This is a genomic window from Pseudomonas sp. OG7 (assembly GCF_014192825.1).
GTDB lineage: Bacteria > Pseudomonadota > Gammaproteobacteria > Pseudomonadales > Pseudomonadaceae > Aquipseudomonas > Aquipseudomonas monteilii.
This window is the reverse complement of record NZ_JACHYK010000003.1, coordinates 1-22,773: the sequence shown is the minus strand read 5'-3', so window position 1 is coordinate 22,773 and position 22,773 is coordinate 1. Positions and strand designations below refer to the sequence as shown.

General features: G+C 62.7%; 20 protein-coding genes. 11 read left to right on the top strand and 9 right to left on the bottom strand.

What is annotated here, in order from left to right; genetic code table 11:
• Nucleotides 1–30: 30 nt before the first annotated feature.
• Nucleotides 31–2,622 carry a glycosyltransferase gene (locus tag FHW75_RS08230; protein WP_019098054.1) on the bottom strand — a complete coding sequence of 864 codons (2,592 nt, stop codon included), beginning with the start codon at nt 2,620–2,622 and terminating at the stop codon, nt 31–33.
• 119 nt (nt 2,623–2,741) lie between these two features.
• On the opposite strand from FHW75_RS08230, the gene tcdA reads away from it, so the two are divergent.
• Complete coding sequence (tcdA, locus tag FHW75_RS08225; RefSeq protein ID WP_161751460.1) at nt 2,742–3,551, top strand: tRNA cyclic N6-threonylcarbamoyladenosine(37) synthase TcdA; 810 nt, start codon at nt 2,742–2,744, stop codon at nt 3,549–3,551.
• Nucleotides 3,552–3,600: 49 nt separating this feature from the next.
• Here the strand turns inward: tcdA and FHW75_RS08220 are convergent, their stop codons facing one another.
• From FHW75_RS08220 to FHW75_RS08205, 4 genes are all read right to left on the bottom strand, one after another.
• Nucleotides 3,601–4,011, bottom strand: a complete 411-nt coding sequence (locus FHW75_RS08220; protein ID WP_019098052.1) for a SufE family protein — start codon at nt 4,009–4,011, stop codon at nt 3,601–3,603.
• Complete coding sequence (locus FHW75_RS08215) at nt 4,008–5,213, bottom strand: cysteine desulfurase (RefSeq protein WP_025753717.1); 1,206 nt, start codon at nt 5,211–5,213, stop codon at nt 4,008–4,010. Before FHW75_RS08215 ends, FHW75_RS08220 begins: the two co-directional genes overlap by 4 nt.
• A gap of 81 nt (nt 5,214–5,294) precedes the next feature.
• Complete coding sequence (dapD, locus tag FHW75_RS08210) at nt 5,295–6,329, bottom strand: 2,3,4,5-tetrahydropyridine-2,6-dicarboxylate N-succinyltransferase (protein WP_019097531.1); 1,035 nt, start codon at nt 6,327–6,329, stop codon at nt 5,295–5,297.
• A gap of 32 nt (nt 6,330–6,361) precedes the next feature.
• Nucleotides 6,362–6,709 carry an ArsC family reductase gene (locus tag FHW75_RS08205; protein WP_003252272.1) on the bottom strand — a complete coding sequence of 116 codons (348 nt, stop codon included), beginning with the start codon at nt 6,707–6,709 and terminating at the stop codon, nt 6,362–6,364.
• A 276-nt stretch (nt 6,710–6,985) separates the two neighbouring features.
• On the opposite strand from FHW75_RS08205, the gene FHW75_RS08200 reads away from it, so the two are divergent.
• Entirely contained in the window at nt 6,986–8,632 is a 1,647-nt protein-coding gene (locus FHW75_RS08200) for a Na+/H+ antiporter (RefSeq protein WP_025753716.1), read from the top strand.
• A 54-nt stretch (nt 8,633–8,686) separates the two neighbouring features.
• Here the strand turns inward: FHW75_RS08200 and FHW75_RS08195 are convergent, their stop codons facing one another.
• From FHW75_RS08195 to map, 4 genes are all read right to left on the bottom strand, one after another.
• Nucleotides 8,687–9,433 carry a M12 family metallopeptidase gene (locus FHW75_RS08195; RefSeq protein ID WP_161989720.1) on the bottom strand — a complete coding sequence of 249 codons (747 nt, stop codon included), beginning with the start codon at nt 9,431–9,433 and terminating at the stop codon, nt 8,687–8,689.
• A gap of 76 nt (nt 9,434–9,509) precedes the next feature.
• Nucleotides 9,510–10,703, bottom strand: coding sequence for a succinyldiaminopimelate transaminase (dapC, locus tag FHW75_RS08190; protein WP_019097528.1), 1,194 nt, complete (start codon nt 10,701–10,703; stop codon nt 9,510–9,512).
• A gap of 30 nt (nt 10,704–10,733) precedes the next feature.
• Nucleotides 10,734–13,436: a [protein-PII] uridylyltransferase gene (locus FHW75_RS08185; protein WP_019097527.1), complete on the bottom strand. Its 2,703-nt coding sequence runs from the start codon at nt 13,434–13,436 to the stop codon at nt 10,734–10,736.
• A 41-nt stretch (nt 13,437–13,477) separates the two neighbouring features.
• The gene (gene map, locus FHW75_RS08180) at nt 13,478–14,260 is read right to left on the bottom strand and encodes a type I methionyl aminopeptidase (RefSeq protein WP_016712936.1); all 783 of its coding nucleotides are present in this window, start codon (nt 14,258–14,260) and stop codon (nt 13,478–13,480) included.
• A gap of 347 nt (nt 14,261–14,607) precedes the next feature.
• Here map and rpsB point away from each other — a divergent pair, with 347 nt between their 5' ends.
• From rpsB to FHW75_RS08135, 9 genes are all read left to right on the top strand, one after another.
• Entirely contained in the window at nt 14,608–15,345 is a 738-nt protein-coding gene (rpsB, locus tag FHW75_RS08175) for a 30S ribosomal protein S2 (RefSeq protein WP_003252287.1), read from the top strand.
• A gap of 185 nt (nt 15,346–15,530) precedes the next feature.
• Nucleotides 15,531–16,394 carry a translation elongation factor Ts gene (gene tsf / locus FHW75_RS08170; protein WP_016712935.1) on the top strand — a complete coding sequence of 288 codons (864 nt, stop codon included), beginning with the start codon at nt 15,531–15,533 and terminating at the stop codon, nt 16,392–16,394.
• Nucleotides 16,395–16,574: 180 nt separating this feature from the next.
• Nucleotides 16,575–17,318, top strand: coding sequence for a UMP kinase (gene pyrH / locus FHW75_RS08165; RefSeq protein ID WP_003252294.1), 744 nt, complete (start codon nt 16,575–16,577; stop codon nt 17,316–17,318).
• Nucleotides 17,315–17,872, top strand: coding sequence for a ribosome recycling factor (frr, locus tag FHW75_RS08160; protein WP_016712934.1), 558 nt, complete (start codon nt 17,315–17,317; stop codon nt 17,870–17,872). The genes pyrH and frr overlap by 4 nt, the downstream gene beginning before the upstream one ends.
• 15 nt (nt 17,873–17,887) lie before the next feature.
• A complete protein-coding gene (uppS, locus tag FHW75_RS08155) occupies nt 17,888–18,643 on the top strand; it encodes a polyprenyl diphosphate synthase (RefSeq protein WP_016712933.1) in 756 nt (251 codons plus the stop codon).
• Nucleotides 18,643–19,458, top strand: a complete 816-nt coding sequence (locus tag FHW75_RS08150; protein WP_016712932.1) for a phosphatidate cytidylyltransferase — start codon at nt 18,643–18,645, stop codon at nt 19,456–19,458. The genes uppS and FHW75_RS08150 overlap by 1 nt, the downstream gene beginning before the upstream one ends.
• The gene (gene ispC, locus FHW75_RS08145; RefSeq protein ID WP_019097526.1) at nt 19,455–20,645 is read left to right on the top strand and encodes a 1-deoxy-D-xylulose-5-phosphate reductoisomerase; all 1,191 of its coding nucleotides are present in this window, start codon (nt 19,455–19,457) and stop codon (nt 20,643–20,645) included. The genes FHW75_RS08150 and ispC overlap by 4 nt, the downstream gene beginning before the upstream one ends.
• A gap of 33 nt (nt 20,646–20,678) precedes the next feature.
• Complete coding sequence (rseP, locus tag FHW75_RS08140) at nt 20,679–22,031, top strand: RIP metalloprotease RseP (protein WP_183673478.1); 1,353 nt, start codon at nt 20,679–20,681, stop codon at nt 22,029–22,031.
• 73 nt (nt 22,032–22,104) lie between these two features.
• The coding region (locus FHW75_RS08135) for a POTRA domain-containing protein (protein WP_311648363.1) at nt 22,105–22,773 on the top strand (669 nt) is incomplete at its 3' end.

Genomic DNA, 22,773 nt, shown 5'->3' with positions numbered 1-22,773 from the left:
CGGTGGGGCTGCAAAGCAGCCCCGGCAATCTCAAGCCTGCTGCGGCTCGGCGGCCTTCTCCACTGGCTTGGGCAGCGAAGACAGCAGTGCCATCACCAGAGCCGCCACATACGGCAACGACTGCACCAGCAACATCGCCACCCAGAAGCGCATGTCCGAACTCGGCAGCCCTTGCACCAGGTAGATGCCCAGCGCCGCGCCCCACAGCAGCAACATGATGAACAGCTCTTCGCGTGCTTCGGACAGCGCCACCAGCAACCCATGGCTGTCGGCATTCTTCGGTGTGCGGAAGAACGGCATGCTGCTGGTGAAGAACCCGTACAGCACCGCCTTGGCGATGGTGTGCGACAGCGCAAGGCCGGCGAGCGCAGCGGCAAAGGCATCCTTCAGGTTAACCCCCACCGCGCGGCGATACAGGAAGATGATCTTGCCCACCTTGAAGAAGAACAGCGCCAGCGGCGGGATGGCGAAGATCATCAGCGGCGGGTCTACGCGGTGCGGGACGATGATCATCGCCGCCGACCACAGCAGCGCGCCGATGGTGAAGAAGATGTTCATGCCATCGGCAATCCATGGCAACCAGCCGGCCAGGAAGTGATAACGCTGGCCGCGGGTCAGCTCGCTGTCCTTGCCGCGCAGCAGGGCGCTGGCGTGGTGCTTGATGATCTGGATGGCGCCATAGGCCCAGCGGAAGCGCTGCTTCTTGAAGTCGATGAAGGTGTCGGGCATCAGGCCCTTGCCGTAGCTGTTGTGGGCGTACGCTGCCGACAGGCCTTTTTCGAACACGCGCAGGCCCAGTTCGGCGTCTTCGCAGATGCACCATTCGGCCCAGCCCAGCTCTTCCAGCACCGTACGCCGGGTCATGGTCATGGTGCCGTGCTGGATGATCGCGTCACGGTCGTTGCGGGTGACCATGCCAATGTGGAAAAAGCCTTTGTACTCGCTATAGCACAGCTTCTTGAACGCGCTTTCGTGCTGGTCGCGGTAGTCTTGCGGCGACTGCACCACGGCAATTTTCGGGTCGGCGAAGTGCGGCACCATGTGCTTGAGCCAGTTGCGGTCGACGCAGTAGTCCGAGTCGATCACCGCGATCACTTCGGCGTCCTTGGCGGTGTGCGGGATCAGGTAGTTCAGCGCGCCACCCTTGAAACCGGCCAGGGGCGAGACGTGGAAGAACTTGAAACGCTCGCCGAGCTTTTCACAGTGGGCCTTCAGCGGCTCCCACACGGCCGGGTCCTTGGTGTTGTTATCGATCACCAGCACTTCGTAGTCGGGGTAATCCAGTGCGGCCAGGGCGTCGAGGGTCTGCTTCACCATCTCGGGCGGCTCGTTGTAGCACGGCACATGCACCGACACCTTGGGCCGGTAAGCGCTGTCGGCCTGCACCGGCAAGAATTCGCGGCGGCGCTTGTGTATCCATACCGCCTCGGCCAGTTCATGGGCCTCGGTCAGCAGCACGATGAACACGCCCAGCGCGCCAAGGGCCAGCAGCACGCCCACGGTCAGGCTGAACCAGGTGCTGTATTGCTGGCTGTAGTCGTAAGCGATCCACACCAGCACCGACCCGCACAGGAAGGTGATGAAGGTAAGGAAGGTGCGGCCGCGCTGGCGCAGGGCCGAGCCGTCGATGAACAGCACCATCAAGGCGATCATGGCCAGCACGACCGATGCCACGGCCAACGCACGCCACTGCGGGATCGCCACCACCGGGCCGTCGAAGTTGAACTTTTGCTGGCGCTCGGCGTTATACACGCCCCAGTAGGCGCCTACCGAGCCTTCATCGCTGGCCTTCCACGGCTGGTCATAGGCTTCGATGACGAAGTAGTTGTAGCCACGGCGGTTGAGGGTGTTGACCAGGGTGCGCAGGTAGATGGCCTGGTCGGCCTGGGTGGCATCGGCACCCCCGCGCATGCGGCCGTTGCTCGGCCAGCCGACCTCTGACAGCAGCAGGGGTTTACGCGGGAACTGGTGCCGCAGTTCACGGGCACGGTCGAGCACGAACTCGACCGAATCCTTCATTGGCACGAACTCCCAGTAGGGCAGGATGTGCGCGGCAATCAGGTCGACGTGCTTGGCAATCTCCGGGTTTTCCTTCCAGATGTGCCATTGCTCACTGGTGGTCACGGGCACCTTCACAGCTGCACGCACGCGGTCCAGGTACTTGATCAGGTTTTCCGGGGTAACCTCTTCACGGAACAGCGCCTCGTTGCCGACCACGACCCGCACCACGCTGCGCGAGGTGTTGGCCAACTGGATGGCGGTGGCGATTTCGCGCTCGTTGCGCTCCAGGTCCGGGCTGATCCAGATGCCCAGCGTTACCCGCAGGCCGAATTCCTCGGCCAGGCGCGGGATGTCGGCCTGGGTCCCCTCCACGGTGTAGATGCGGATGCTGTCGGTCAGTTTGCTCAACTGCTCCAGGTCCTGGCGCATCTCGTCGTCACTGGGGTACTGGCCTTTTTGCGGGCTTTCACCCAGGCGGAACGGCGAATACGAAAAGCCAGAGATCTGCTCTGGCCAGGCGGGGGCGGAAACCGGGCGGTTGATCAGGGCCCAGAACCCGGTGAACAACGCGGCGATGGCCAGGACCACGACCAGGTTCAGGCCGAATTTACGTGAAGACATTGTCGTCCATTTGTGTCGAAGTGATAGGACATTAAAGCAGGGTTGGCAGTGTCTTTCCTAACGATGCAGGCCATGGGCCGGCTGGCATATAATGCGCGCCGGTTTTTTGGGGTATGAAGATGAGCACAGAAGATCCACGCTTCGCCGGCGTTGCCCGGTTATACGGCGACCAAGGGCTGCAGCGCCTGGGCCAGGCCCATGTGGCTGTGGTCGGGATTGGCGGGGTAGGCTCGTGGGTAGCTGAAGCGCTGGCCCGGAGCGGCGTAGGGGAAATCACCCTGTTCGACCTGGACGATGTGTGCGTCAGCAACACCAACCGCCAGGCCCATGCCCTGGAAGGCCAGGTGGGGCGGCCCAAGGTCGAGGTCATGGCCGAGCGCCTGCGGGCGATCAATCCGGCGTGCACGGTGCATGCGGTGGCCGACTTCGTTACCCGCGAGACCATGGTCGAGTACATTACCGAAAACCTCGACTGCGTGATCGACTGCATCGACAGCGTCATGGCCAAGGCGGCGCTGATCGCCTGGTGCCGTCGGCGCAAGATCGCCATCGTCACCACCGGTGGTGCCGGCGGGCAGATCGACCCCACGCAAATCCAGATTGCCGACCTGAACAAGACCTTCAACGACCCGCTGGCTTCGCGGGTGCGGTCCACCTTGCGTCGCGATTACAACTTCTCGCGCAATGTCAGCCGCAACTATGGCGTGCCATGCGTGTTCTCCAGCGAGCAGCTGCGCTACCCCAAGGGCGATGGTAGCGTTTGTCTGCAGAAGAGTTTCGTGGGCGAGGGGGTGCGGCTGGACTGCTCGGGTGGCTTTGGCGCGGTGATGATGGTGACCGCGACCTTTGGCATGGTGGCGGCGAGCAAGGCAATCGAAAAGTTGGTGGCAGGTGCGCGGCGGCCCTCGGAACGAGTCAAACCTGATTAAATTGCGTGGGCTTCTTCGTGGGTAAACCCGCGAAGAAGCCAGCGCCGATTTAGCGGTTGGACGCCAGCTCCGCCATCCGCTGCAACACCGCATGCAGCCCATTACTGCGCGATGGCGACAGCTGACGCTCCAGCCCCAGCTGTGTGAACCACTCACGCAGGTCCAGCCCGACCAATTCTTCACTGGCCAAGCCTTGAACCCTTACCAGCAACAAGGCCAGTAGCCCACGCAACAAGCGTGCATCGCTGGTGGCCTTGAACCGCCAAAGCCCATCAACGTGCTCGGCCACCAGCCAAACCAGGCTTTCGCAGCCATGCACCCGGTTGGCGTCGGTCTTCTCGGTATCATCCAGCGGTTCCAGCCGCTCTCCCCACTGCATCAGCAGCCGCGCCCGCTGTTCCCAACCCTTGCCCTGTGCAAAAGCCTCCAGCGCCTGACGTGCTTGCTCCGGCATGCTCATCGCAGCAGCTCCAGGCCCTGATCCAGCGCAGCGAAGAAGCGCTGAAGGTCATCGCTGTCGTTGTACAAGCCCAACGACACTCGAATTGCGCCTTCAAGGCCCAAGCCTTTCAGCAACGGCATGGCGCAATGGTGCCCGGCACGCACGGCAATACCCTGTTCGGTAAGCAAGTGGGCGATATCGGCATTGTGCACCCCCTCGATGACAAAGCTGGCCAAGGCCGCCTGTGGCGCACCGAGCACCCGCACGCCTTCGCGGTCGGCCAGCCCCCGGAGCAGGTGCTGGTGCAGGCTGGTTTCATGGGCTTCGAGCGCCTGGGCGTCGAGGCTGGCCAGGTAGTCCAGGGTTGCGCCCAGACCAATCACCCCGGCGATTGGCGGCGTTCCCGCCTCGAACCCCAGCGGTGCCGGACGGAAGCTGGCGCTCTGGTACTCGGCCAGTTGCACCATCTCGCCCCCGAACTGCCAGTGGCGCAACAGTTCCAGCGCCTGAGGGCGGCCATACAGCACGCCAACCCCGTCCGGGCCATACAGCTTGTGGCTGGAGAACACATAGAAGTCGCAACCCAGGTGCTGCACATCATGGCGACCATGCACCACGCCCTGGGCGCCGTCGACCACGGTCAGTGTGCCCTGGGCGCGGGCATGGGCCAGTAGCGCCGGCAGCGGCTGCCAGGTGCCCAGCACGTTGGACAGCTGGCTGACCGCCAGCACCCGGGTGCGGGGGCCGATCAGTTGCAGCGCCTGGTCCAGGTCGATGCGGCCGTGGGCATCCAGCGGCAGCACCACCAGGCGCAGGTTGCGCCGGCGCGCCAGCTGTTGCCAGGGCAGCAGGTTGGCATGGTGCTCCAGCGCGCTGACGGCGATTTCGTCACCGGCTTCGAAGCGATGTTCCAGGCCATAGGCCAGAAGGTTCAGCGCCGAGGTGGCGCCGTGGGTGAACACGATCTGCCGGGAGTCTGCGGCATTCAGCCAGGCGGCAACCTTGTCGCGGCTGGTCTCGAACGCCTGGGTTGCCAGTGCGCCGGGCAAGTGCTGGGCACGGTGCACGTTGGCCGCGCCATGGCCGTAATAATGGCTCAGGGCGTCAAGCAGGGCTTGCGGCTTCTGGGTGGTGGCGGCACTGTCCAGGTAGGTCTGGTGCTGCCGTTGCAGGGCGGCGATGGCGGGGAAGTCGGCACGCCAGGGGGAGGGCTGGAACATGTTCACGGGGCCTGGAATGAAAATCGGGTCTGGCGCGGTGGCGCCAGACCCGATCTTAACACCTCAAACCGGGGAAGGTTCTCAGTTGTGGGCGTGCAGCGCTTCGTTCAGCTCGATGGCCGACTTGTGGGTCTTGCACTCCACGGCGCCGTTCAGCGAGTTGCGGCGGAACAGCAGGTCGGTCTGGCCAGCCAGGTCGCGGGCCTTGACCACTTTGACCAGCTCGTTGTTCTCGTCCAGCAGGTTCACCTTGGTGCCCGCAGTGATGTACAGGCCGGCTTCGACGGTGTTGCGGTCGCCCAGCGGAATGCCGATACCGGCGTTGGCGCCGATCAGGCAGCCTTCACCCACCTTGATGACGATGTTGCCGCCACCGGACAGGGTACCCATGGTCGAGCAGCCGCCGCCCAGGTCCGAGCCCTTGCCAACGAATACGCCAGCGGACACGCGGCCTTCGATCATGCCTGGGCCTTCGGTGCCAGCGTTAAAGTTGACGAAGCCTTCGTGCATGATGGTAGTGCCTTCGCCGATGTAGGCACCCAGGCGCACACGGGCGGTGTCGGCGATACGCACGCCGGCAGGGACCACGTAGTCGGTCATTTTCGGGAACTTGTCCACCGAGAACACTTCCAGCAGCTCGCCCTTCAGGCGCGCTTCCAGTTGCAGCTCGGCCAGTTCGGCCAGATCGACCGCGCCCTGGTTGGTCCAGGCCACGTTCGGCAGCAGCGGGAAGATACCGGCCAGGCTAACACCGTGCGGCTTGACCAGGCGGTGCGACAGCAGGTGCAGCTTCAGGTAGGCCTCTGGGGTGGAGGTCAGGGCAGCGTCTTCGGCCAGCAGGGTGGCGACCAGCGGCTTGTGGCTCTCGGCCAGGCGGGTCAGCAGGGCGGCCTGGGCCGCGTCAACGCCTTTCAGGGCTTCGGCCAGTTGCGCGGCCTGGGCGTTGCTGAAGGCGATGGCCTGGTTGCCACTTTCATAGCCCAGCACTGGGGCTACAGCAGCGACCAGTTCGGCGCTCGGGTTGAGCAGGGGTTGTGCGTAGAACACTTCAAGCCAGGCGCCCTGGCGGTTCTGGGAGCCGACACCGAAGGCCAGGCTGAACAGGGTATTGGACATGTGATTACCTCGTGCGAAATAGGGGAGGGGGCTCAGGCCAGGGCAGCGGCGTACAGGTCGGGCTTGAAGCCGACCAGGGTACGCGCGCCAAGGTCCAGCACCGGGCGTTTGATCATCGACGGCTGGGCCAGCATCAGCTCGACGGCCTTGGCCTGGTCGAGGTCGGCCTTGCTGGCGTCGTCCAGCTTGCGGAAAGTGGTGCCGGCACGGTTGAGGATGACTTCCCAGCCGTGTTCGTCGCACCAGCGGTTCAGGCTGTCACGGTCGATGCCTTGGGTCTTGTAGTCGTGGAATTCGTAGGCGATGGCCTTGTCTTCGAGCCAGGTACGCGCCTTTTTCATGGTGTCACAAGCTTTGATGCCGTAGAGCGTGTAGGTCATTGTGTGCATTGGGGTCACAGGTTGCCCCAATCTCTCCGTTTTCCAAATGTCAGTCGCGGGATTATGCGGGAACGATCCTGTGAGCGCCACGGGTGTACTTGTCTTGAACCGTGCAGCGTGTCGGAGATCGAGCGAGGTATCATCATGTTACATATTCCCTGGCCACCTGCGACTATCGTGCAGCGGCCCCAAACCGCTGCTCGCCGCTAACATATTGTTTCAATGGCGATGTTTCGCCCTGCTATCGTTTCTGGTTCATAAAGGAAGCTTTCCCGGATGCAGTCCGCCTACACCGTCCTCATCCTGCTGACGCTGGTCAGCCTGTCGAAGCTGGTCGGCCGCATGATTCCGCTGCCCCTGCCGCTGGTGCAGATCGCTGCCGGTGCCTTGCTGGCCTTGCCGACACTGGGCCTGCATGTAGCCCTGGACCCCGAATTGTTCCTGTTCCTGTTCTTGCCGCCGCTGCTGTTTGCCGACGGCTGGCGCATCCCCAAGCGTGAGCTGTGGCGCATCCGCGGGCCAGTGGTGGCGCTGGCCGTTGGTCTGGTGCTGTTCACCGTGGTCGGAGCTGGCTACTTCATTCACTGGTTGCTGCCGAGCATCCCGCTGCCAGTGGCCTTTGCCCTGGCGGCGGTGCTGTCGCCGACTGACGCCGTGGCGGTTTCGGCCATCGCCCAGGACCGCTTGCCCACGCCCCTGATGCACATGCTGCAGGGAGAGGCCCTGATGAACGACGCATCAGGCCTGGTGACCTTCAAGTTCGCCCTGGCGGCGGCGATCACCGGGGTGTTCTCGCTGACGGATGCAAGCTTCAGTTTCGTCCTGGTGGCGCTTGGCGGCCTCGCGGTGGGTGTGGGCCTGAGCTGGCTGGTGGGCCGCCTGCGCGCCTGGATGATCGCCCGTGGCTGGGACGACCCGGCCACCCATGTGGTGTTCATGTTGCTGCTGCCGTTCGCCGCCTACGTGCTGGCCGAGCGCCTGGGCGTGTCGGGCATCCTTTCGGCAGTCGCGGCGGGCATGATGCAGAGCTGGCTCGACCTGCTGCCACGGCAAACCAGCACCCGCCTGCTCAACCGCAGTGTCTGGTCGCTGCTGGAGTTCGCTTTCAATGGCCTGATCTTCCTGCTGCTGGGCCTGCAACTGCCAGACATCATCAAGGCCGTGGTAAGCCATGAAACCACGTTGTGGCCAACCCTGGCCTGGCGCTGCCTGGACGTGGTGGCGATCTTTGCAGCGCTGATTTTACTGCGGTTCATCTGGGTGCAGAGCATCTGGCGCTCGATCGGTGTGGTGCGTCGCTGGCGCGGCAAGCCGGCGCTGGTGCTGATGCCCACGGCGCGCTCCTGCTGGCTGCTGACCCTGGGCGGTGTACGCGGTGCGGTCACCCTGGCCGGTGTGATGTCGGTGCCGCTGCTGATGGGGGCAGGCAAGGCGTTCCCGGAGCGTGACCTGCTGATCTTCATCGCCGCCGGGGTGATCCTGTTGTCGTTGATCAGTGCCTGTATTGCGCTGCCGCTGTTGCTGCGGGGGGTGACCAAGAGCCCGGACGAGCGGCTGCACCAGGAAGTGCAGGATGCCTGGCGGCGCACGGCCGAGGCTGCGATCCATGCGCTGGAGGCAGAGGAAGTGATTGACAGCAACGCGCCGCAGGACGCCGCGCAAGCAACCCTGGCGACCGAACTCAAGGCACGCCTGATGGCTGAATACCGGGATGAACTGGACAGCTACAACGACAGTGCCGAAGCCAAGGCCCTGGCCGAGCAGATGGACTTGCTGGAGCGCCGCTTGCGCCTGCGTGCCCTGCGGGCGCAGCGGCTGGAACTTTACAACCTGCACCGCCAGCACCTGGTGGGTGATGAAGTGGTGCGGCAGGTGCTGGGGGAGTTGGACATGAGTGAGGCGAACCTGGGGCAGGTCAGGTAAGTGTGGGGGCCGCCTTGCCGCCTGAACCTTGGCGCGGCGGCCCTGATGTTTGAATTAATAGTAGGGGTAGGCGCGGCTCATGAACGTTTTGTCTTTTTCACTCAGTTCAGTGTTGAGTTTTATCTCGAAACTACCGTCGGTTAACTCCGGTTGGACCTGATAGTGCATGACCGATAGAGGGTCATAGGGGGTGGTCAGCAACCCTGAAGCTGGGAGTGGGGTGAAGTACTGTTGTTCGACATCTTGTGCACTCCAACCAGGGATCCCTATGTGTAGCGAGTGTATGAGCGCCTTGTTCCAGGGGATCTCTGCATCAGGATGCTGGTGCTCATGTTGTGCGCCTAGTGCGTGGCCGAATTCGTGCAGGACTGTATGGGTAAAGTAATCGCCTTGCTCCGGCCTTACCGTGAGCACCATCGACTCCCATGGGCGGTCCAGCAGGCAGTCAGTGCCGATTGCACATTCATTGATCGGCCCTCTTTCGTTGCTGGTCAAGATGGTGATATCGGCATCCGTCGTGTTGTTTTTCATGAAGCGGAAGCGGATGTTGCCGTAGGGAAGCCATTTGGCGGCGACGTCGGTGATGGCTTCTTTCAAGTCGGCGCTCGGGCTGCCCAGGAACGATACCTTCAGCGTGCTGCCGGTTGGCCACAGCTTGCCATGTTGAGCTACCGAGCGTTTCTTGCGTGAGCCTGACGAGGCACTGTTGGGCGCATTGAGCGGGTTGACCGCAATGGCGTTTTCGTATGACAACTGCGGGTCTTTGTCGCTCCGGCAGCGGCAGAAAGGAAGTGAGTGCATGCGCGAGTCTCCTGGTTGAGGTGCTTCAGTCTCAACTGGCAGCGACTCGCGCGTGCCTTAATTATTTGCTGCAATGTCAGGCGCGAAGAAAGTCCCGAATCCGCTCTGCCGCCTCGATGCACTCGGCCAGCGGTGCAACCAGCGCCATGCGCACACGCCCGGCACCCGGGTTCACGCCGTCCACCTCACGCGACAGGTACGACCCCGGCACCACGGTCACATGCTGGGCTTCGAACAGGTCGCGGGTGAACTCGGCATCGCCACCCGGCACCTTGGCCCACAGGTAGAAGCTGCCGTCCGGGCGCTGCACGTCCAGCACCGGTTGCAGGATGTCCAGCACGGCATCGTACTTGGCGCGGTACTGGTCGCGGTTCTCGCGCACATGCGCCTCGTCCTGCCAGGCGGCAATGCTGGCCAGCTGGGTTTGCACCGGCATGGCGCAGCCGTGGTAGGTGCGGTACAGCAGGAACGGCTTGATAATCTCGGCATCGCCCGCGACGAAGCCCGAACGCAGGCCCGGAAGGTTGGAACGCTTGGACAGGCTGTGGAACACCACGCAACGTTTGAAGTCGCTGCGGCCCAGTTCGGCACAGGCGGTCAGCAGGCCTGGAGGCGGCGCGTCTTCGTCGAAGTACAGCTCGCTGTAGCATTCGTCGGCAGCGATCACGAAGTCGTGCTCGTCAGCCAGGGCGATCAGCTTCTTCAGGGTATCCATCGGCACCAGCGCGCCAGTGGGGTTGCCTGGCGAGCACAGGAACAGGATCTGGCAACGTTTCCACACTTCGGCCGGCACCGCGTCAAAGTCGGGGTTGAAACCATTGCTTTCCAGGCACGGCAGGTAGTGCGGGGTGGCCCCGGCCAACAGCGCTGCGCCTTCGTAGATCTGGTAGAACGGGTTGGGGCTGACCACCAGGCCATCATCGGCGCGGTTGACCACGGCCTGGGTGAAGGCGAACAGCGCTTCGCGGGTACCGTTGACCGGCAGGATGTGGCGGTCGGCGTCCAGCCAGCCGGCGGGCACGCCAAAGCGCCGTTCGCACCATTGACCAATCGCCTGGCGCAGTGCCGGCAGGCCGATGGTGCTGGGATATACCGCCAGCTTGTCGAGGTTGTCGGCCATGGCCTGGGCGACGAACGCCGGCGATTCGTGCTTCGGCTCACCGATCGACAGGGCGATGGCGCGTTTGTCCGCCGCAGGCTTCACGCTACCCAGCAGGGCGCGGAGCTTTTCGAAGGGGTAGGGCTGAAGCTGGGTCAAGGCATGGTTCATCGGCGCAAGGTCTCGTCAATCGTCTAATCGTTAAAAGGTCACGCGGGTCGGGCTGGCGTCGCTACCTTGGCCGGCCTGCAGTTGCTGCACGATGGCTTCCTGCAGGCGGCTGCACAGCTGCGGGTCGGACAGCGGCTGGTTGTCGGCATCGGTGATGAAGAACACGTCTTCCACCCGTTCGCCGAGGGTGGCGATCTTGGCGTTTTGCAGCGACAGGTCGAACTCCAGGAAAATCCGCCCAAGCCGGGCCAGTAGCCCTGGGCGATCGGGCGCAGTGATTTCGAGGATGGTCACCGGGCGCTGGGCATCGTTGAGGATGGTTACCTGTGGCGGGAAGTCGAAGTGCTTGAGCTGGCGCGGTACCCGGCGCTGGATGATGGTCGGGTAGTCCTCGGGGTTGCGCAGCGCTTCGGTCAGGCCGTCGCGAATCTGTTTGACCCGCTGCGGGTTGTCGCCGATCGAGCCGCCGTCGTTATCCAGCACGATGTAGGTGTCGAGGGTGAACTGGCTGCTCGACGTGATGATCCGCGCGTCATGAATGTTCAGGTTCAGCTGCGACATGGCGGCCACCGTCACGGCGAAGAAATCATGCTGGTCGGGGGCATAGATGAAGATCTGCGTGCCGCCTTCGAACTCGCGCTGGGTGGTTTCCTTGATCAGCACCAGCGGCCCGCCATCGGCGGGTTGCTGCAGAATCGCGTCACTGTGCCAGGCCACGTCGGCGGCGTTGTGCTTGAGGAAGTAGTCATCGCCCAGTTGCGACCACAGCTGCTCGACGTCGTCCGGGTCGGTGCCTTCGCGCACCAGGATATCCAGCGCTGCGGATTGTGTCTGGCGAATTTGCTCTTCGCGGTCCAGCGGGTTTTCCAGGCCCCGGCGCAGGGCACGCTTGGTCTCGGTATACAGCTGACGCAGCAGGCTGGCTCGCCAGGAGTTCCACAGGCTGGGGTTGGTGGCGTTGATGTCGGCCACGGTCAGCACGTAGAGGTAGTCAAGGCGTGTCTCGTCACCCACGTGCAGGGCAAAGTCGTTGATCACCTGCGGGTCGGACAGGTCCTTGCGCTGGGCGGTGGTCGACATCACCAGGTGGTTCTGCACCAGCCAGACGATCAGGCGGCTGTCCCAGGCCGGCAACTGGTGGCGCTCGCAGAACTTCTTCGCATCCACTGCGCCGAGGTCGGAGTGGTCGCCCTGGCGGCCTTTGCCGATGTCGTGGTACAGGCCAGCCAGGTAGATCAGCTCGGGTTTGGGCAGGCGGCCCATGAGCTTGCTGGCCAGCGGGAATTTCTCGGACACCGGCGTGTATTGCAGCTTGCGCAGGTGCTTGATGAGGTTGAGGGTGTGCGCATCGACCGTATAGATATGGAACAGGTCATGCTGCATCTGCCCGACAATCAGCCCGAACTCCGGCAGGTAGCGGCCAAGGATGCCGTAGCGGTTCATCCGCCGCAGGTTGCGGTGGATGCCGATTTCGCACTTGAACAGCTCGATGAACAGGCTGGTGTTGCGGATGTCGGTGCGGAACGTGTCATCGATCAGGTGCCGGTGCTCGCGCAGCAGGCGCACGGTATCGGCACGCACGCCTTTGATTTCCGGGTGCTGGGCCATCAGCACGAAGATTTCCAGCATGGCGAACGGCGTGCGCTTGAACACGTTCGCGTTGGTGGCCTCGATATAGCCATCATGCAGGCGGAAACGCGCATTCAGCGGCTGGGTGGTGCCGCTGTCCTCGTCGGCGAGGATCACTTCCTCGAAATGCTGGATGATCAGGTCGCACAGCTGGCTGATGCTCATCACCACCCGGTAGTACTGCTGCATGAACTGCTCGATTGCCCGCTTGGGGTTTTCGTCGCTGTATCCCAGCAGTGCGGCCAGGCTGCGCTGATGATCGAACAGCAGCCGGTCCTCGGCGCGCCCGGCCAGCATGTGCAGGGCGTAGCGCACCTTCCACAGAAAGTCCTGGGAGGAGGCCAGCAGCTCGTTCTCGCTTTCCAGCAAAAAGCCTTCGCCAGCCAGTGCATGCAGGTTCAGGGTGCCGTACTGGCGGCGCGCCACCCACAGTACCGTCTGGATATCGCGCAGGCCGCCTGGTGAGCCCTTGACGTTGGGTTCGAGGTTGTACTCGGTGTCGTTGTACTTGTGGTGGCGGGCCTTGAGTTCGGCGCGCTTGGCCAGGAAAAATTCCTTGCTCGGCCACATGTGTGCGGTGCTGGTTACCTCCAGCATGCGTTGGCGCAGGGCCTCGGGGCCGGCAATGGTGCGGCTTTCCATCAGGTTGGTGATGACCGTCAGGTCGGCGCGGGCCTGCTCGGCACACTCGTCGACGGTGCGCACGCTCTGGCCCACTTCCAGGCCGATGTCCCACAGCAAGGTGAGAAAACGTTCGATGGCATCGCGGTACTGCTCGTGCTCGGCGGCGCCCAGCAAGATCAGCAGGTCGATGTCCGAATGCGGGTGCAGTTCACCGCGCCCGTAGCCGCCCACCGCAACCAGGGCGATGCCGCTGTGGTCGCCCCAGTCGAACTGGTTCCACGCCTGTTGCAGGATATTGTCCACGAGCCAGGCGCGGGCTTCGATCAGTGGGCGGATTTCGCCGCCCGCGCGAAAACGCTTGTCGAGCACCTCGCCGGCCAGGCGGATGGCTTTCTTGAAGGCGGCGATAGGGCTCGCCTTGAGGGCCAGTTCCGCCTGGAACTGACCGCGGTCGAACAGCTCGGGATCCACCTGGGGCATCGCGTCACGTTCCTGTCGTGGGGTGGCCTGTCGGAGTACGGTCAGGCCGAGGTGCGCGGGATGGTGTCGTCCTTGCGCAGGGTGAAGATCTCGTAGCCCGTCGCGGTCACCACCAGTGTGTGTTCCCATTGGGCCGAGAGCTTGCGGTCCTTGGTGATGGCGGTCCAGCCATCGCCCAGTACCTTGGTGTCGGCCTTGCCCTGGTTGATCATCGGCTCGATGGTGAAGGTCATGCCTTCTTTCAGTTCCATGCCGGTGCCGGCACGGCCGTAGTGCAGGATCTGCGGCTCTTCGTGGAACACCTTGCCGATGCCGTGGCCGCAAAACTCGCGCACCACCGAGAAGCCGTTCTTTTCCGCGTGCTTCTGGATCACTTCACCGATGTCGCCCAGGCGGCAGCCTGGCTTGACCAGCTCGATGGCCTTGTACATGCACTCCTGGGTCACCTTGGACAGGCGTTCGGCCCATACCGGCACGGTACCGACGTGGAACATGCGGCTGGTGTCGCCGTGGTAGCCGTCCTTGATCACGGTGACGTCGATGTTGAGCGTGTCACCGTCCTTGAGCGGCTTGTCGTTGGGGATGCCGTGGCAGACCACATGGTTGATCGAGGTGCAGATCGACTTCGGGTAGCCCTTGTAGTTGAGCGGTGCCGGGATGGCCTGCTGGACGTTGACGATATAGTCGTGGCACAGGCGGTCGAGCGCTTCGGTGGTGACACCAGGCTTGACGTGTTCTTCGATCATTTCCAGCACCTCGGCGGCCAGGCGGCCAGCGATGCGCATCTTTTCGATGTCTTCTGCGGTCTTGATGGTGACGGTCATTACAGGCTCTCTACGGCGCCGTATACGGCGCGAACAAACGGGAAAGGCCGGATTCTAGCAGAGCAAGGCGCCGATCGGTCGGGATAAAGGCGGCCAGGCTGCTGTCTATAGCTGGCATTCTGGCGCGAAAGCGCAGGTGCTGCAAAAGCCGCTGACGGACGCAACAGTATCCGGGTTCCGTTCGGCCGCGGTGTGTGGTATAAAATGCGCCGCTTTCGGGGACGACCCCGTCAGCACTTAAACCCACACACGTGTCGACACGATGACCTGGGTGCCCCGAGTTGCGAAATTCGCGGGTTGGTCATTGGGATACGTGGAGGCCCAACCCGACTTATCAAGGAACTATCATGTCCCAAGTCAACATGCGCGATATGCTGAAGGCCGGTGTGCACTTCGGCCACCAGACCCGTTACTGGAACCCGAAAATGGGCAAGTACATTTTCGGCGCGCGCAACAAGATCCACATCGTCAACCTGGAAAAAACCCTGCCAATGTTCAACGACGCTCTGTCGTTCGTTGAGCGCCTGGCCCAGGGCAAGAACAAGATCCTGTTCGTCGGCACCAAGCGTTCCGCCGGCAAGATCGTCGCCGAGCAAGCTGCTCGTTGCGGTTCGCCGTACGTTGACCACCGTTGGTTGGGCGGCATGCTGACCAACTACAAGACCATCCGCGCTTCGATCAAGCGTCTGCGCGACCTGGAAACCCAGGCCGAAGACGGCACTTTCGCCAAGCTGACCAAGAAAGAAGCCCTGATGCGCTCCCGCGACCTGGAAAAACTGGATCGCAGCCTGGGCGGCATCAAGGATATGGGCGGTCTGCCAGACGCTCTGTTCGTTATCGACGTTGATCACGAGCGCATCGCGATCACCGAAGCCAACAAGCTGGGCATCCCGGTTATCGGCGTTGTCGATACCAACAGCAGCCCTGAAGGTGTTGACTACATCATCCCGGGTAACGATGACGCCATCCGCGCTATCGAGCTGTACATGACTTCGATGGCTGACGCAGTCATCCGCGGCCGCAACAACGTTGCCGGCGGCACCGAAGTTTACGCTGAAGAAGCGGCTGCACCTGCTGCTGAGTAATAGGCGCTAGCGTCTACTTGGCACGCAAAAAGGGGGCTCTGCCCCCTTTTTGCCACCTTGAAATCCTGCTGTCAGCATCGGCCCCGCATCATGGGCTCGCTGAAATGAAAACAGCGGATTAGCAGAATTGAACGCCCGTGACGAACGGGTGGAATGGTTGAAAAACTTTCCAAGAGGATTTTGAAATGGCAGCAATTACTGCAGCGCTGGTAAAAGAACTGCGCGAGCGTACCGGCGAAGGCATGATGGATTGCAAAAAGGCCCTGGAAAAGGCCGGCGGCGACATCGAGAAAGCCATTGACGACATGCGTGCCTCGGGCGCCATCAAGGCCGCCAAAAAGGCTGGCAACGTCGCTGCTGAAGGCGCTATCGCCGTCAAGACCGACGGTAAATCCGCCGTCCTGCTGGAAGTGAACTCGCAGACCGACTTCCTGGCCCTGCAAGACGACTTCAAGAACTTCGTAGCCGAAAGCCTCGAGCAAGCCTTCGCCGAGAAGCTTACCGACGCTGCTCCGCTGATCGCTTCGCGTGAAGCGGCTCGTGAAGCCCTGGTTGCCAAGTGCGGCGAGAACGTCAACATCCGTCGCCTGGTGCGCGTTGAGGGTGACGTTGTCGGTGCCTACCTGCACGGCAACAAGATCGGCGCTGCCGTTGTCCTGAAAGGCGGTGACGTCGAGCTGGCCAAGAACATCGCCATGCACGTTGCAGCTTCGAACCCAGAGTTCCTGGATTCGTCGGAAATCTCCGCCGAGGCCATCGAGCGCGAGAAGGGTGTCTTCCTGCAACTGAACGCCGACAAGATCGCCGGCAAGCCGGAAAACATCGTTGAGAACATGATCAACGGCCGTATCACCAAGTTCAAAGCCGAAGCCTCGCTGAAAGAGCAAGCTTTCGTTATGAACCCGGAAGTCAAAGTTGGCGAACTGGCCAAGAAAGCCGGCGCTGAAATCGTTTCCTTCACCTACTTCAAAGTAGGCGAAGGCATCGAGAAGCCAGTCGACGACTTCGCTGCTGAAGTTGCCGCTCAGGTAGCTGCTGCCAAGCAGTAAGACAGCCCCGTCTGTCGCCCAAAAGAGGCTGCCCGCTCACGCGCGCAGCCTCTTTGTCAAAACGGCGAAGGGTTTATAAAACTCGCCGCCGCTGGCACCAAAACGGTGCCACGCTACAGTTAGCAGGCTGCAAACAGCCCGCACGAATTTTCTAAAAGTACGCCGCAGGAGAGACTCGCAATGGCTCAGCAGGTGAGTGGTCGCCAACCTCGCTATAAACGCATTTTGCTCAAACTTAGCGGCGAGGCCCTGATGGGCTCGGAAGACTTCGGGATCGACCCGAAAGTGCTGGATCGCATGGCCCTTGAAGTTGGCCAGCTGGTAGGGATCGGTGTCCAGGTCGGTCTGGTGATCGGTGGTGGCAACCTGTTCCGCGGCGCCGCGCTCAGCGCAGCCGGCATGGACCGCGTCACCGGTGACCACATGGGCATGCTGGCCACCGTGATGAACGGCCTGGCCATGCGCGATGCGCTGGAGCGCTCGAACATCCCGGCTCTGGTCATGTCGGCCATTTCCATGGTCGGTGTCACCGATCATTACGATCGTCGCAAAGCTATTCGCCACCTCAACTCCGGGGATGTGGTAATTTTCTCCGCCGGTACCGGCAACCCGTTCTTCACCACCGACTCCGCGGCCTGCCTGCGCGCCATCGAAATCGATGCCGACGTGGTGCTGAAGGCGACCAAGGTCGATGGTGTGTACACTGCCGATCCATTCAAGGACCCACACGCCGAAAAGTTCGATCACCTGACCTACGATGAGGTCCTGGATCGCAAGCTGGGTGTGATGGACCTGACCGCAATCTGCCTGTGCCGTGACCACAAGATGCCATTGCGGGTATTCAACATGAACAAGCCTGGCGCCCTGCTGAACATCGTGGTGGGTGGCGCTGAAGGTACTCTGATCGAGGAAGGCCAAGCATGATCAACGACATCAAGAAAGACGCGCAGGAGCGCATGGGCAAGTCCATCGAAGCCCTGGCTCGCAACCTCGCGGCAATCCGCACCGGTCGCGCGCACCCAAGCATCCTGGACAGCGTCAAGGTCACTGCCTGGGGTAGCGAGATGCCGCTGAACCAGGTGGCCGCGATCACCGTCGAAGACGCCCGCACCCTGAAGATTGTCGCGCACGACAAGAACCTCAGTGCTGCCATCGAAAAGGCCATCCTCACCTCCGACCTGGGCCTGAACCCGTCCAGCGCCGGTACCACCATTCGCGTGCCGATGCCGGCCCTGACCGAGGAAACCCGCAAGGGTTACACCAAGCAGGCCAGCGGTGTGGCCGAGGATGCCAAGGTCGCTGTGCGCAATGTGCGCCGCGATGCCCTGGGCGACCTGAAGAAGCTGACCAAGGACAAGGAAATCAGCGAAGACGAAGAACGTCGCGCGGCGGACGAGATCCAAAAGCTGACCGACAAGTTCATTGCTGAAGTCGATGCTGCGTACAAAGCCAAGGAAAAGGACCTGATGGCCGTCTAAGGCCGGGGTTTTTTAATGGAAAAGTCCAAGTTGGCGGCACCGTCCTCGGTGCCGCGTCATGTCGCGATCATCATGGATGGCAACAACCGCTGGGCGAAAAAGCGCCTGCTGCCCGGCGTTGCCGGGCACAAGGCGGGTGTCGACGCCGTTCGCGCGGTCATCGAAGTCTGTGCCAAGTCCGGGGTCGAGGTACTGACCCTGTTCGCCTTCTCCAGTGAAAACTGGCAGCGCCCGGCCGAAGAGGTTGGTGCGTTGATGGAGCTGTTCTTCTCGGCCCTGCGCCGGGAGGCCAAGCGCCTCAACGAGAACAACATCAGCCTGCGCATCATCGGTGACCGTTCGCGTTTCCACCCTGAATTGCAGGCCGCCATGCGCGAAGCCGAGGCGCTGACCGCCGGCAACAATCGCTTCATCCTGCAGATCGCAGCCAACTACGGTGGCCAGTGGGATATCGCCCAGGCCGCCCAGCGGCTGGCGCGGGAAGTGCAAGCCGGTCACCTGCGCCCGGAAGATATCACCCCGGGTCTGCTGCAGACGTGCCTGGCAACCGGCGAGCTGCCGCTGCCGGACCTGTGCATCCGCACCGGTGGCGAGCACCGCATCAGCAATTTCCTGTTGTGGCAACTGGCCTACGCCGAGTTGTACTTCTCCGACCTGTACTGGCCGGACTTCAAACACGAGGCCATGCGCAATGCCCTGGCCGATTTCGCTTCGCGCCAGCGCCGCTTCGGTAAGACCAGCGAGCAGGTCGAGGCTGGAGCTCGTGCTTAATGCTTAAACAACGCATCATTACCGCGCTGATCCTGCTGCCGATCGCGCTGGGCGGTTTCTTCCTGCTCAACGGTGGGGACTTTGCCCTGTTCATCGGCTTCGTGGTGACCCTTGGCGCCTGGGAGTGGGCGCGCCTGGCCGGGCTCATGGCTCAGCCGCTGCGCATTGCCTATGCCTTGGTGGTCGCCGGGGCGCTGATGCTGCTGTACATCCTCCCGGAGCTGGCACCCTGGGTGTTGGGCGCTGCGGTGATATGGTGGGGGCTGGCCACCTGGCTGGTGCTTACCTATCCGCGCAGCAGTGAGCTGTGGGCCAGTGCCGCCTGCCGGTTGCTGATTGGCCTGCTGGTGTTGCTGCCAGCCTGGCAGGGGTTGGTACTGCTCAAGCACTGGCCGCTTGGCAACTGGCTGATCCTTTCGGTCATGGTGCTGGTCTGGGCTGCCGACATCGGCGCGTACTTCTCTGGCCGGGCGTTTGGCAAGCGCAAGCTCGCCCCGCAGGTCAGCCCTGGCAAGAGCTGGGAAGGTGTGTATGGCGGCCTTGCCGTCAGCCTGTTGATTACCCTGGGTGTCGGCATCAGCCGCGACTGGGGCTTTGGCCAGCTCTTGCTGGGCCTTCTGGGCGCCGCGTTGCTGGTGATGTCCTCGGTGGTCGGTGACCTGACCGAGAGCATGTTCAAGCGCCGTTCCGGCATCAAGGACAGCAGCAACCTGCTGCCTGGCCATGGTGGTGTGCTGGACCGCATCGACAGCCTGACCGCAGCGATCCCGATCTTCGCCGTGCTGCTGTGGGCTGCCGAATGGGGTGTGATGTGAGTCGCCCGCAGCGTATTACCGTGCTCGGGGCCACTGGCTCCATCGGCCTGAGCACGCTGGATGTGATTGCGCGGCACCCCGACCGCTACCAGGTGTTTGCCCTCAGCGGCTATTCGCGTATCGATGAATTGCTGGCCCTGTGCGTGCGCCATCGTCCGGCGTTTGCCGTGGTGCCAAGCGCCGAGGCGGCCCAGCGGCTGCGCGAAAGCCTGGCTGCGGTCGGTTGCGCTACCGAAGTGCTGGAGGGTGAGGCCGGGCTTTGCCAGGTGGCCTCGGCAGCGGAAGTGGACGCCGTGATGGCAGCCATTGTCGGTGCGGCCGGCCTGCGTCCTACCTTGGCGGCAGTCGAGGCGGGCAAGAAGGTGTTGCTGGCTAACAAGGAAGCCCTGGTGATGTCTGGCGCGCTGTTCATGGAGGCGGTACGGCGCAGTGGTGCCGTGCTGTTGCCAATCGACAGCGAGCACAACGCGATTTTCCAGTGCATGCCCGGCGATTATGCGCGTGGCCTGAGCGCGGTCGGCGTACGCCGGATCCTGCTCACGGCTTCCGGCGGCCCGTTCCGTGAAACGCCGGTCGAGGCACTGCTGGACGTGACCCCTGAACAAGCCTGCGCGCACCCTAACTGGTCGATGGGGCGCAAGATTTCCGTCGACTCGGCCAGCATGATGAACAAGGGGCTTGAGCTGATCGAAGCCTGCTGGCTGTTCGATGCCGCGCCGGCGAAGGTCGAGGTGGTGGTGCACCCGCAGAGCGTGATCCACTCCCTGGTCGACTATGTGGACGGTTCGGTGCTGGCACAGCTGGGCAACCCTGACATGCGCACGCCGATCGCCAATGCCCTGGCGTGGCCAGAGCGGATTGACTCTGGGGTGGCACCGCTGGACCTGTTCGCCATCGCCCGTCTGGATTTTCAGGCGCCCGACGAACAGCGCTTCCCTTGTCTGCGCCTGGCGCGGCAGGCTGCCGAGGCCGGCAACAGTGCACCCGCTGTGCTCAACGCAGCCAACGAGGTGGCGGTCGAGGCATTTCTTGGGCGGCGTATCCGCTTCCCGGAGATCGCGGGTATGATCGAACAGGTGCTCGACCAAGAGCCCGTCGTGCCGCTGCCATCGCTGGATGCGGTGTTTGCCGCCGACCAGCGTGCCCGGGAGCTTTCCCGTGAGTGGCTGAGGCGTCACGGTCGCTGAAGCCGGCCTGCTGAACATCATTCGGAGATGGACATGACAGCGCTCTACATGATTATCGGCACCCTCGTGGCCTTGGGTGTGTTGGTCACCTTCCACGAATTCGGCCACTTCTGGGTGGCGCGCCGCTGCGGTGTCAAGGTGCTGCGCTTCTCGGTGGGCTTCGGCACGCCGCTGCTGCGCTGGCATGACCGCCACGGTACCGAGTTCGTGGTCGCGGCGATTCCGCTGGGTGGCTACGTCAAGATGCTCGACGAGCGCGAGGGTGATGTGCCGCCTGCGTTGGTCGGGCAGTCGTTCAACCGCAAGTCGGTTCGCCAGCGTATCGCGATTGTCGCGGCAGGCCCGATTGCCAACTTCCTGCTGGCCATCCTGTTCTTCTGGGTGTTGGCAATGCTGGGTACCCAGCAGGTCCGTCCGGTGATCGGTGCGGTCGACAGTGGCAGCCTGGCTGCGTCGGCTGGCCTGACCGCAGGTCAGGAAATCGTCTCCATTGACGGCAAGCCGACCAACGGTTGGTCAGCGGTCAATCTCCAGCTGGTTCGCCGCCTGGGCGAGAGCGGCACTTTGCAGGTTGGCGTGCTCGACGAAGGCGCCACTGCCGAGCGCCAATTGCAGGTCAAACTGGACAGCTGGCTCAAGGGCGCCGACGAGCCGGACCCGATCCAGTCGCTTGGTCTGCACCCTTGGCGCCCGGCGATCGTGCCCGTACTGGCCGAGATCGATCCGAAGGGGCCAGCTGCCGCTGCTGGCCTGAAAACCGGTGACAAACTGCTGGCGGTCGATGGCGTGGCCGTGACCGAATGGCAACAGGTTGTCGACAGCGTGCGTGCGCGCCCGGATGCCAAAGTCGTGGTGCGCGTGGAGCGTGATGGCGCGGCCCTGGACGTTCCGGTGACCCTGGCTCGCAAAGGCGAGGGCAAAGCAGTTGGTGGCTATCTGGGTGCCGGGGTAAAAGGTGGCGAGTGGCCTGCCAGCATGCTCCGCGAAGTCAGCTACGGCCCGCTGGACGCGGTGGGTGAGGGCTTGTCGCGCACCTGGAGCATGAGCGTCCTGACCCTTGAGTCGCTGAAGAAAATGCTGTTCGGAGAGCTCTCGGTAAAAAACTTGAGTGGACCGATAACCATTGCTAAAGTGGCGGGCGCTTCGGCCCAGTCCGGCGTGGGGGATTTCCTGAATTTCCTGGCCTACCTGAGCATAAGCCTGGGGGTTCTTAACCTGCTGCCCATCCCGGTACTGGATGGGGGGCATTTGCTGTTTTACCTGGTCGAGTGGGCGCGCGGTCGTCCGCTGTCGGATCGGGTGCAAGGTTGGGGGGTCCAGATCGGTATCAGTTTGGTCATAGGGGTGATGTTGCTCGCCCTGATCAACGATCTGGGTCGACTATAAAGCTTCGCTCAATTGCGAACCTGCCGTGTTGTCGCGGCGGGTTGTTTATTGCCAGTTGGAATAAAAGGACTTCATGAAACGTCTGCTGCTAACTGCGGTCATGTCCGCACTGATGATCGCTGAAGTTCACGCCGAGTCCTTCACCATCTCCGATATTCGCGTCAACGGCCTGCAGCGGGTTTCCGCCGGCAGTGTGTTCGGTGCCCTGCCGCTGAACGTCGGCGACCAGGCGGATGACCGCCGCCTGGTGGACTCGACCCGTTCCCTGTTCAAGACTGGGTTCTTCCAGGACATTCAGCTGAACCGCGATGGCAATGTGCTGATCATCAACGTGGTCGAGCGCCCGTCGGTATCGAGCATCGAGATCGAAGGCAACAAGGCAATCAGCACCGAAGACCTGATGAAGGGCCTGAAGCAATCGGGCCTGGCCGAGGGCGAGATCTTCCAGCGTGCCACCCTCGAAGGCGTGCGTAACGAGCTGCAGCGCCAGTACGTGGCCCAGGGCCGATACTCGGCCGAGGTCGACGCCGAAGTGGTGCCGCAACCGCGCAACCGCGTCGCGCTGAAGATCAAGATCAACGAAGGCACCGTCGCTGCCATCCAGCACATCAACATCGTTGGCAACAACGTGTTCGACGATGAAACCCTGGGGCAGCTGTTCGAGCTGAAGACCACCAACTGGCTGTCGTTCTTCAAGAACGACGACAAGTACGCCCGCGAAAAACTGTCCGGCGACCTGGAG

Excerpts from the sequence above, each read along its gene's own strand:
- FHW75_RS08230 (WP_019098054.1), bottom strand. The coding sequence starts at position 2,622 with ATGTCTTCACGTAAATTCGGCCTGAACCTGGTCGTGGTCCTGGCCATC.
- tcdA (WP_161751460.1), top strand. The coding sequence starts at position 2,742 with ATGAGCACAGAAGATCCACGCTTCGCCGGCGTTGCCCGGTTATACGGC.
- FHW75_RS08220 (WP_019098052.1), bottom strand. The coding sequence starts at position 4,011 with ATGAGCATGCCGGAGCAAGCACGTCAGGCGCTGGAGGCTTTTGCACAG.
- FHW75_RS08215 (WP_025753717.1), bottom strand. The coding sequence starts at position 5,213 with ATGTTCCAGCCCTCCCCCTGGCGTGCCGACTTCCCCGCCATCGCCGCC.
- dapD (WP_019097531.1), bottom strand. The coding sequence starts at position 6,329 with ATGTCCAATACCCTGTTCAGCCTGGCCTTCGGTGTCGGCTCCCAGAAC.
- FHW75_RS08205 (WP_003252272.1), bottom strand. The coding sequence starts at position 6,709 with ATGACCTACACGCTCTACGGCATCAAAGCTTGTGACACCATGAAAAAG.
- FHW75_RS08200 (WP_025753716.1), top strand. The coding sequence starts at position 6,986 with ATGCAGTCCGCCTACACCGTCCTCATCCTGCTGACGCTGGTCAGCCTG.
- FHW75_RS08195 (WP_161989720.1), bottom strand. The coding sequence starts at position 9,433 with ATGCACTCACTTCCTTTCTGCCGCTGCCGGAGCGACAAAGACCCGCAG.
- dapC (WP_019097528.1), bottom strand. The coding sequence starts at position 10,703 with ATGAACCATGCCTTGACCCAGCTTCAGCCCTACCCCTTCGAAAAGCTC.
- FHW75_RS08185 (WP_019097527.1), bottom strand. The coding sequence starts at position 13,436 with ATGCCCCAGGTGGATCCCGAGCTGTTCGACCGCGGTCAGTTCCAGGCG.
- map (WP_016712936.1), bottom strand. The coding sequence starts at position 14,260 with ATGACCGTCACCATCAAGACCGCAGAAGACATCGAAAAGATGCGCATC.
- rpsB (WP_003252287.1), top strand. The coding sequence starts at position 14,608 with ATGTCCCAAGTCAACATGCGCGATATGCTGAAGGCCGGTGTGCACTTC.
- tsf (WP_016712935.1), top strand. The coding sequence starts at position 15,531 with ATGGCAGCAATTACTGCAGCGCTGGTAAAAGAACTGCGCGAGCGTACC.
- pyrH (WP_003252294.1), top strand. The coding sequence starts at position 16,575 with ATGGCTCAGCAGGTGAGTGGTCGCCAACCTCGCTATAAACGCATTTTG.
- frr (WP_016712934.1), top strand. The coding sequence starts at position 17,315 with ATGATCAACGACATCAAGAAAGACGCGCAGGAGCGCATGGGCAAGTCC.
- uppS (WP_016712933.1), top strand. The coding sequence starts at position 17,888 with ATGGAAAAGTCCAAGTTGGCGGCACCGTCCTCGGTGCCGCGTCATGTC.
- FHW75_RS08150 (WP_016712932.1), top strand. The coding sequence starts at position 18,643 with ATGCTTAAACAACGCATCATTACCGCGCTGATCCTGCTGCCGATCGCG.
- rseP (WP_183673478.1), top strand. The coding sequence starts at position 20,679 with ATGACAGCGCTCTACATGATTATCGGCACCCTCGTGGCCTTGGGTGTG.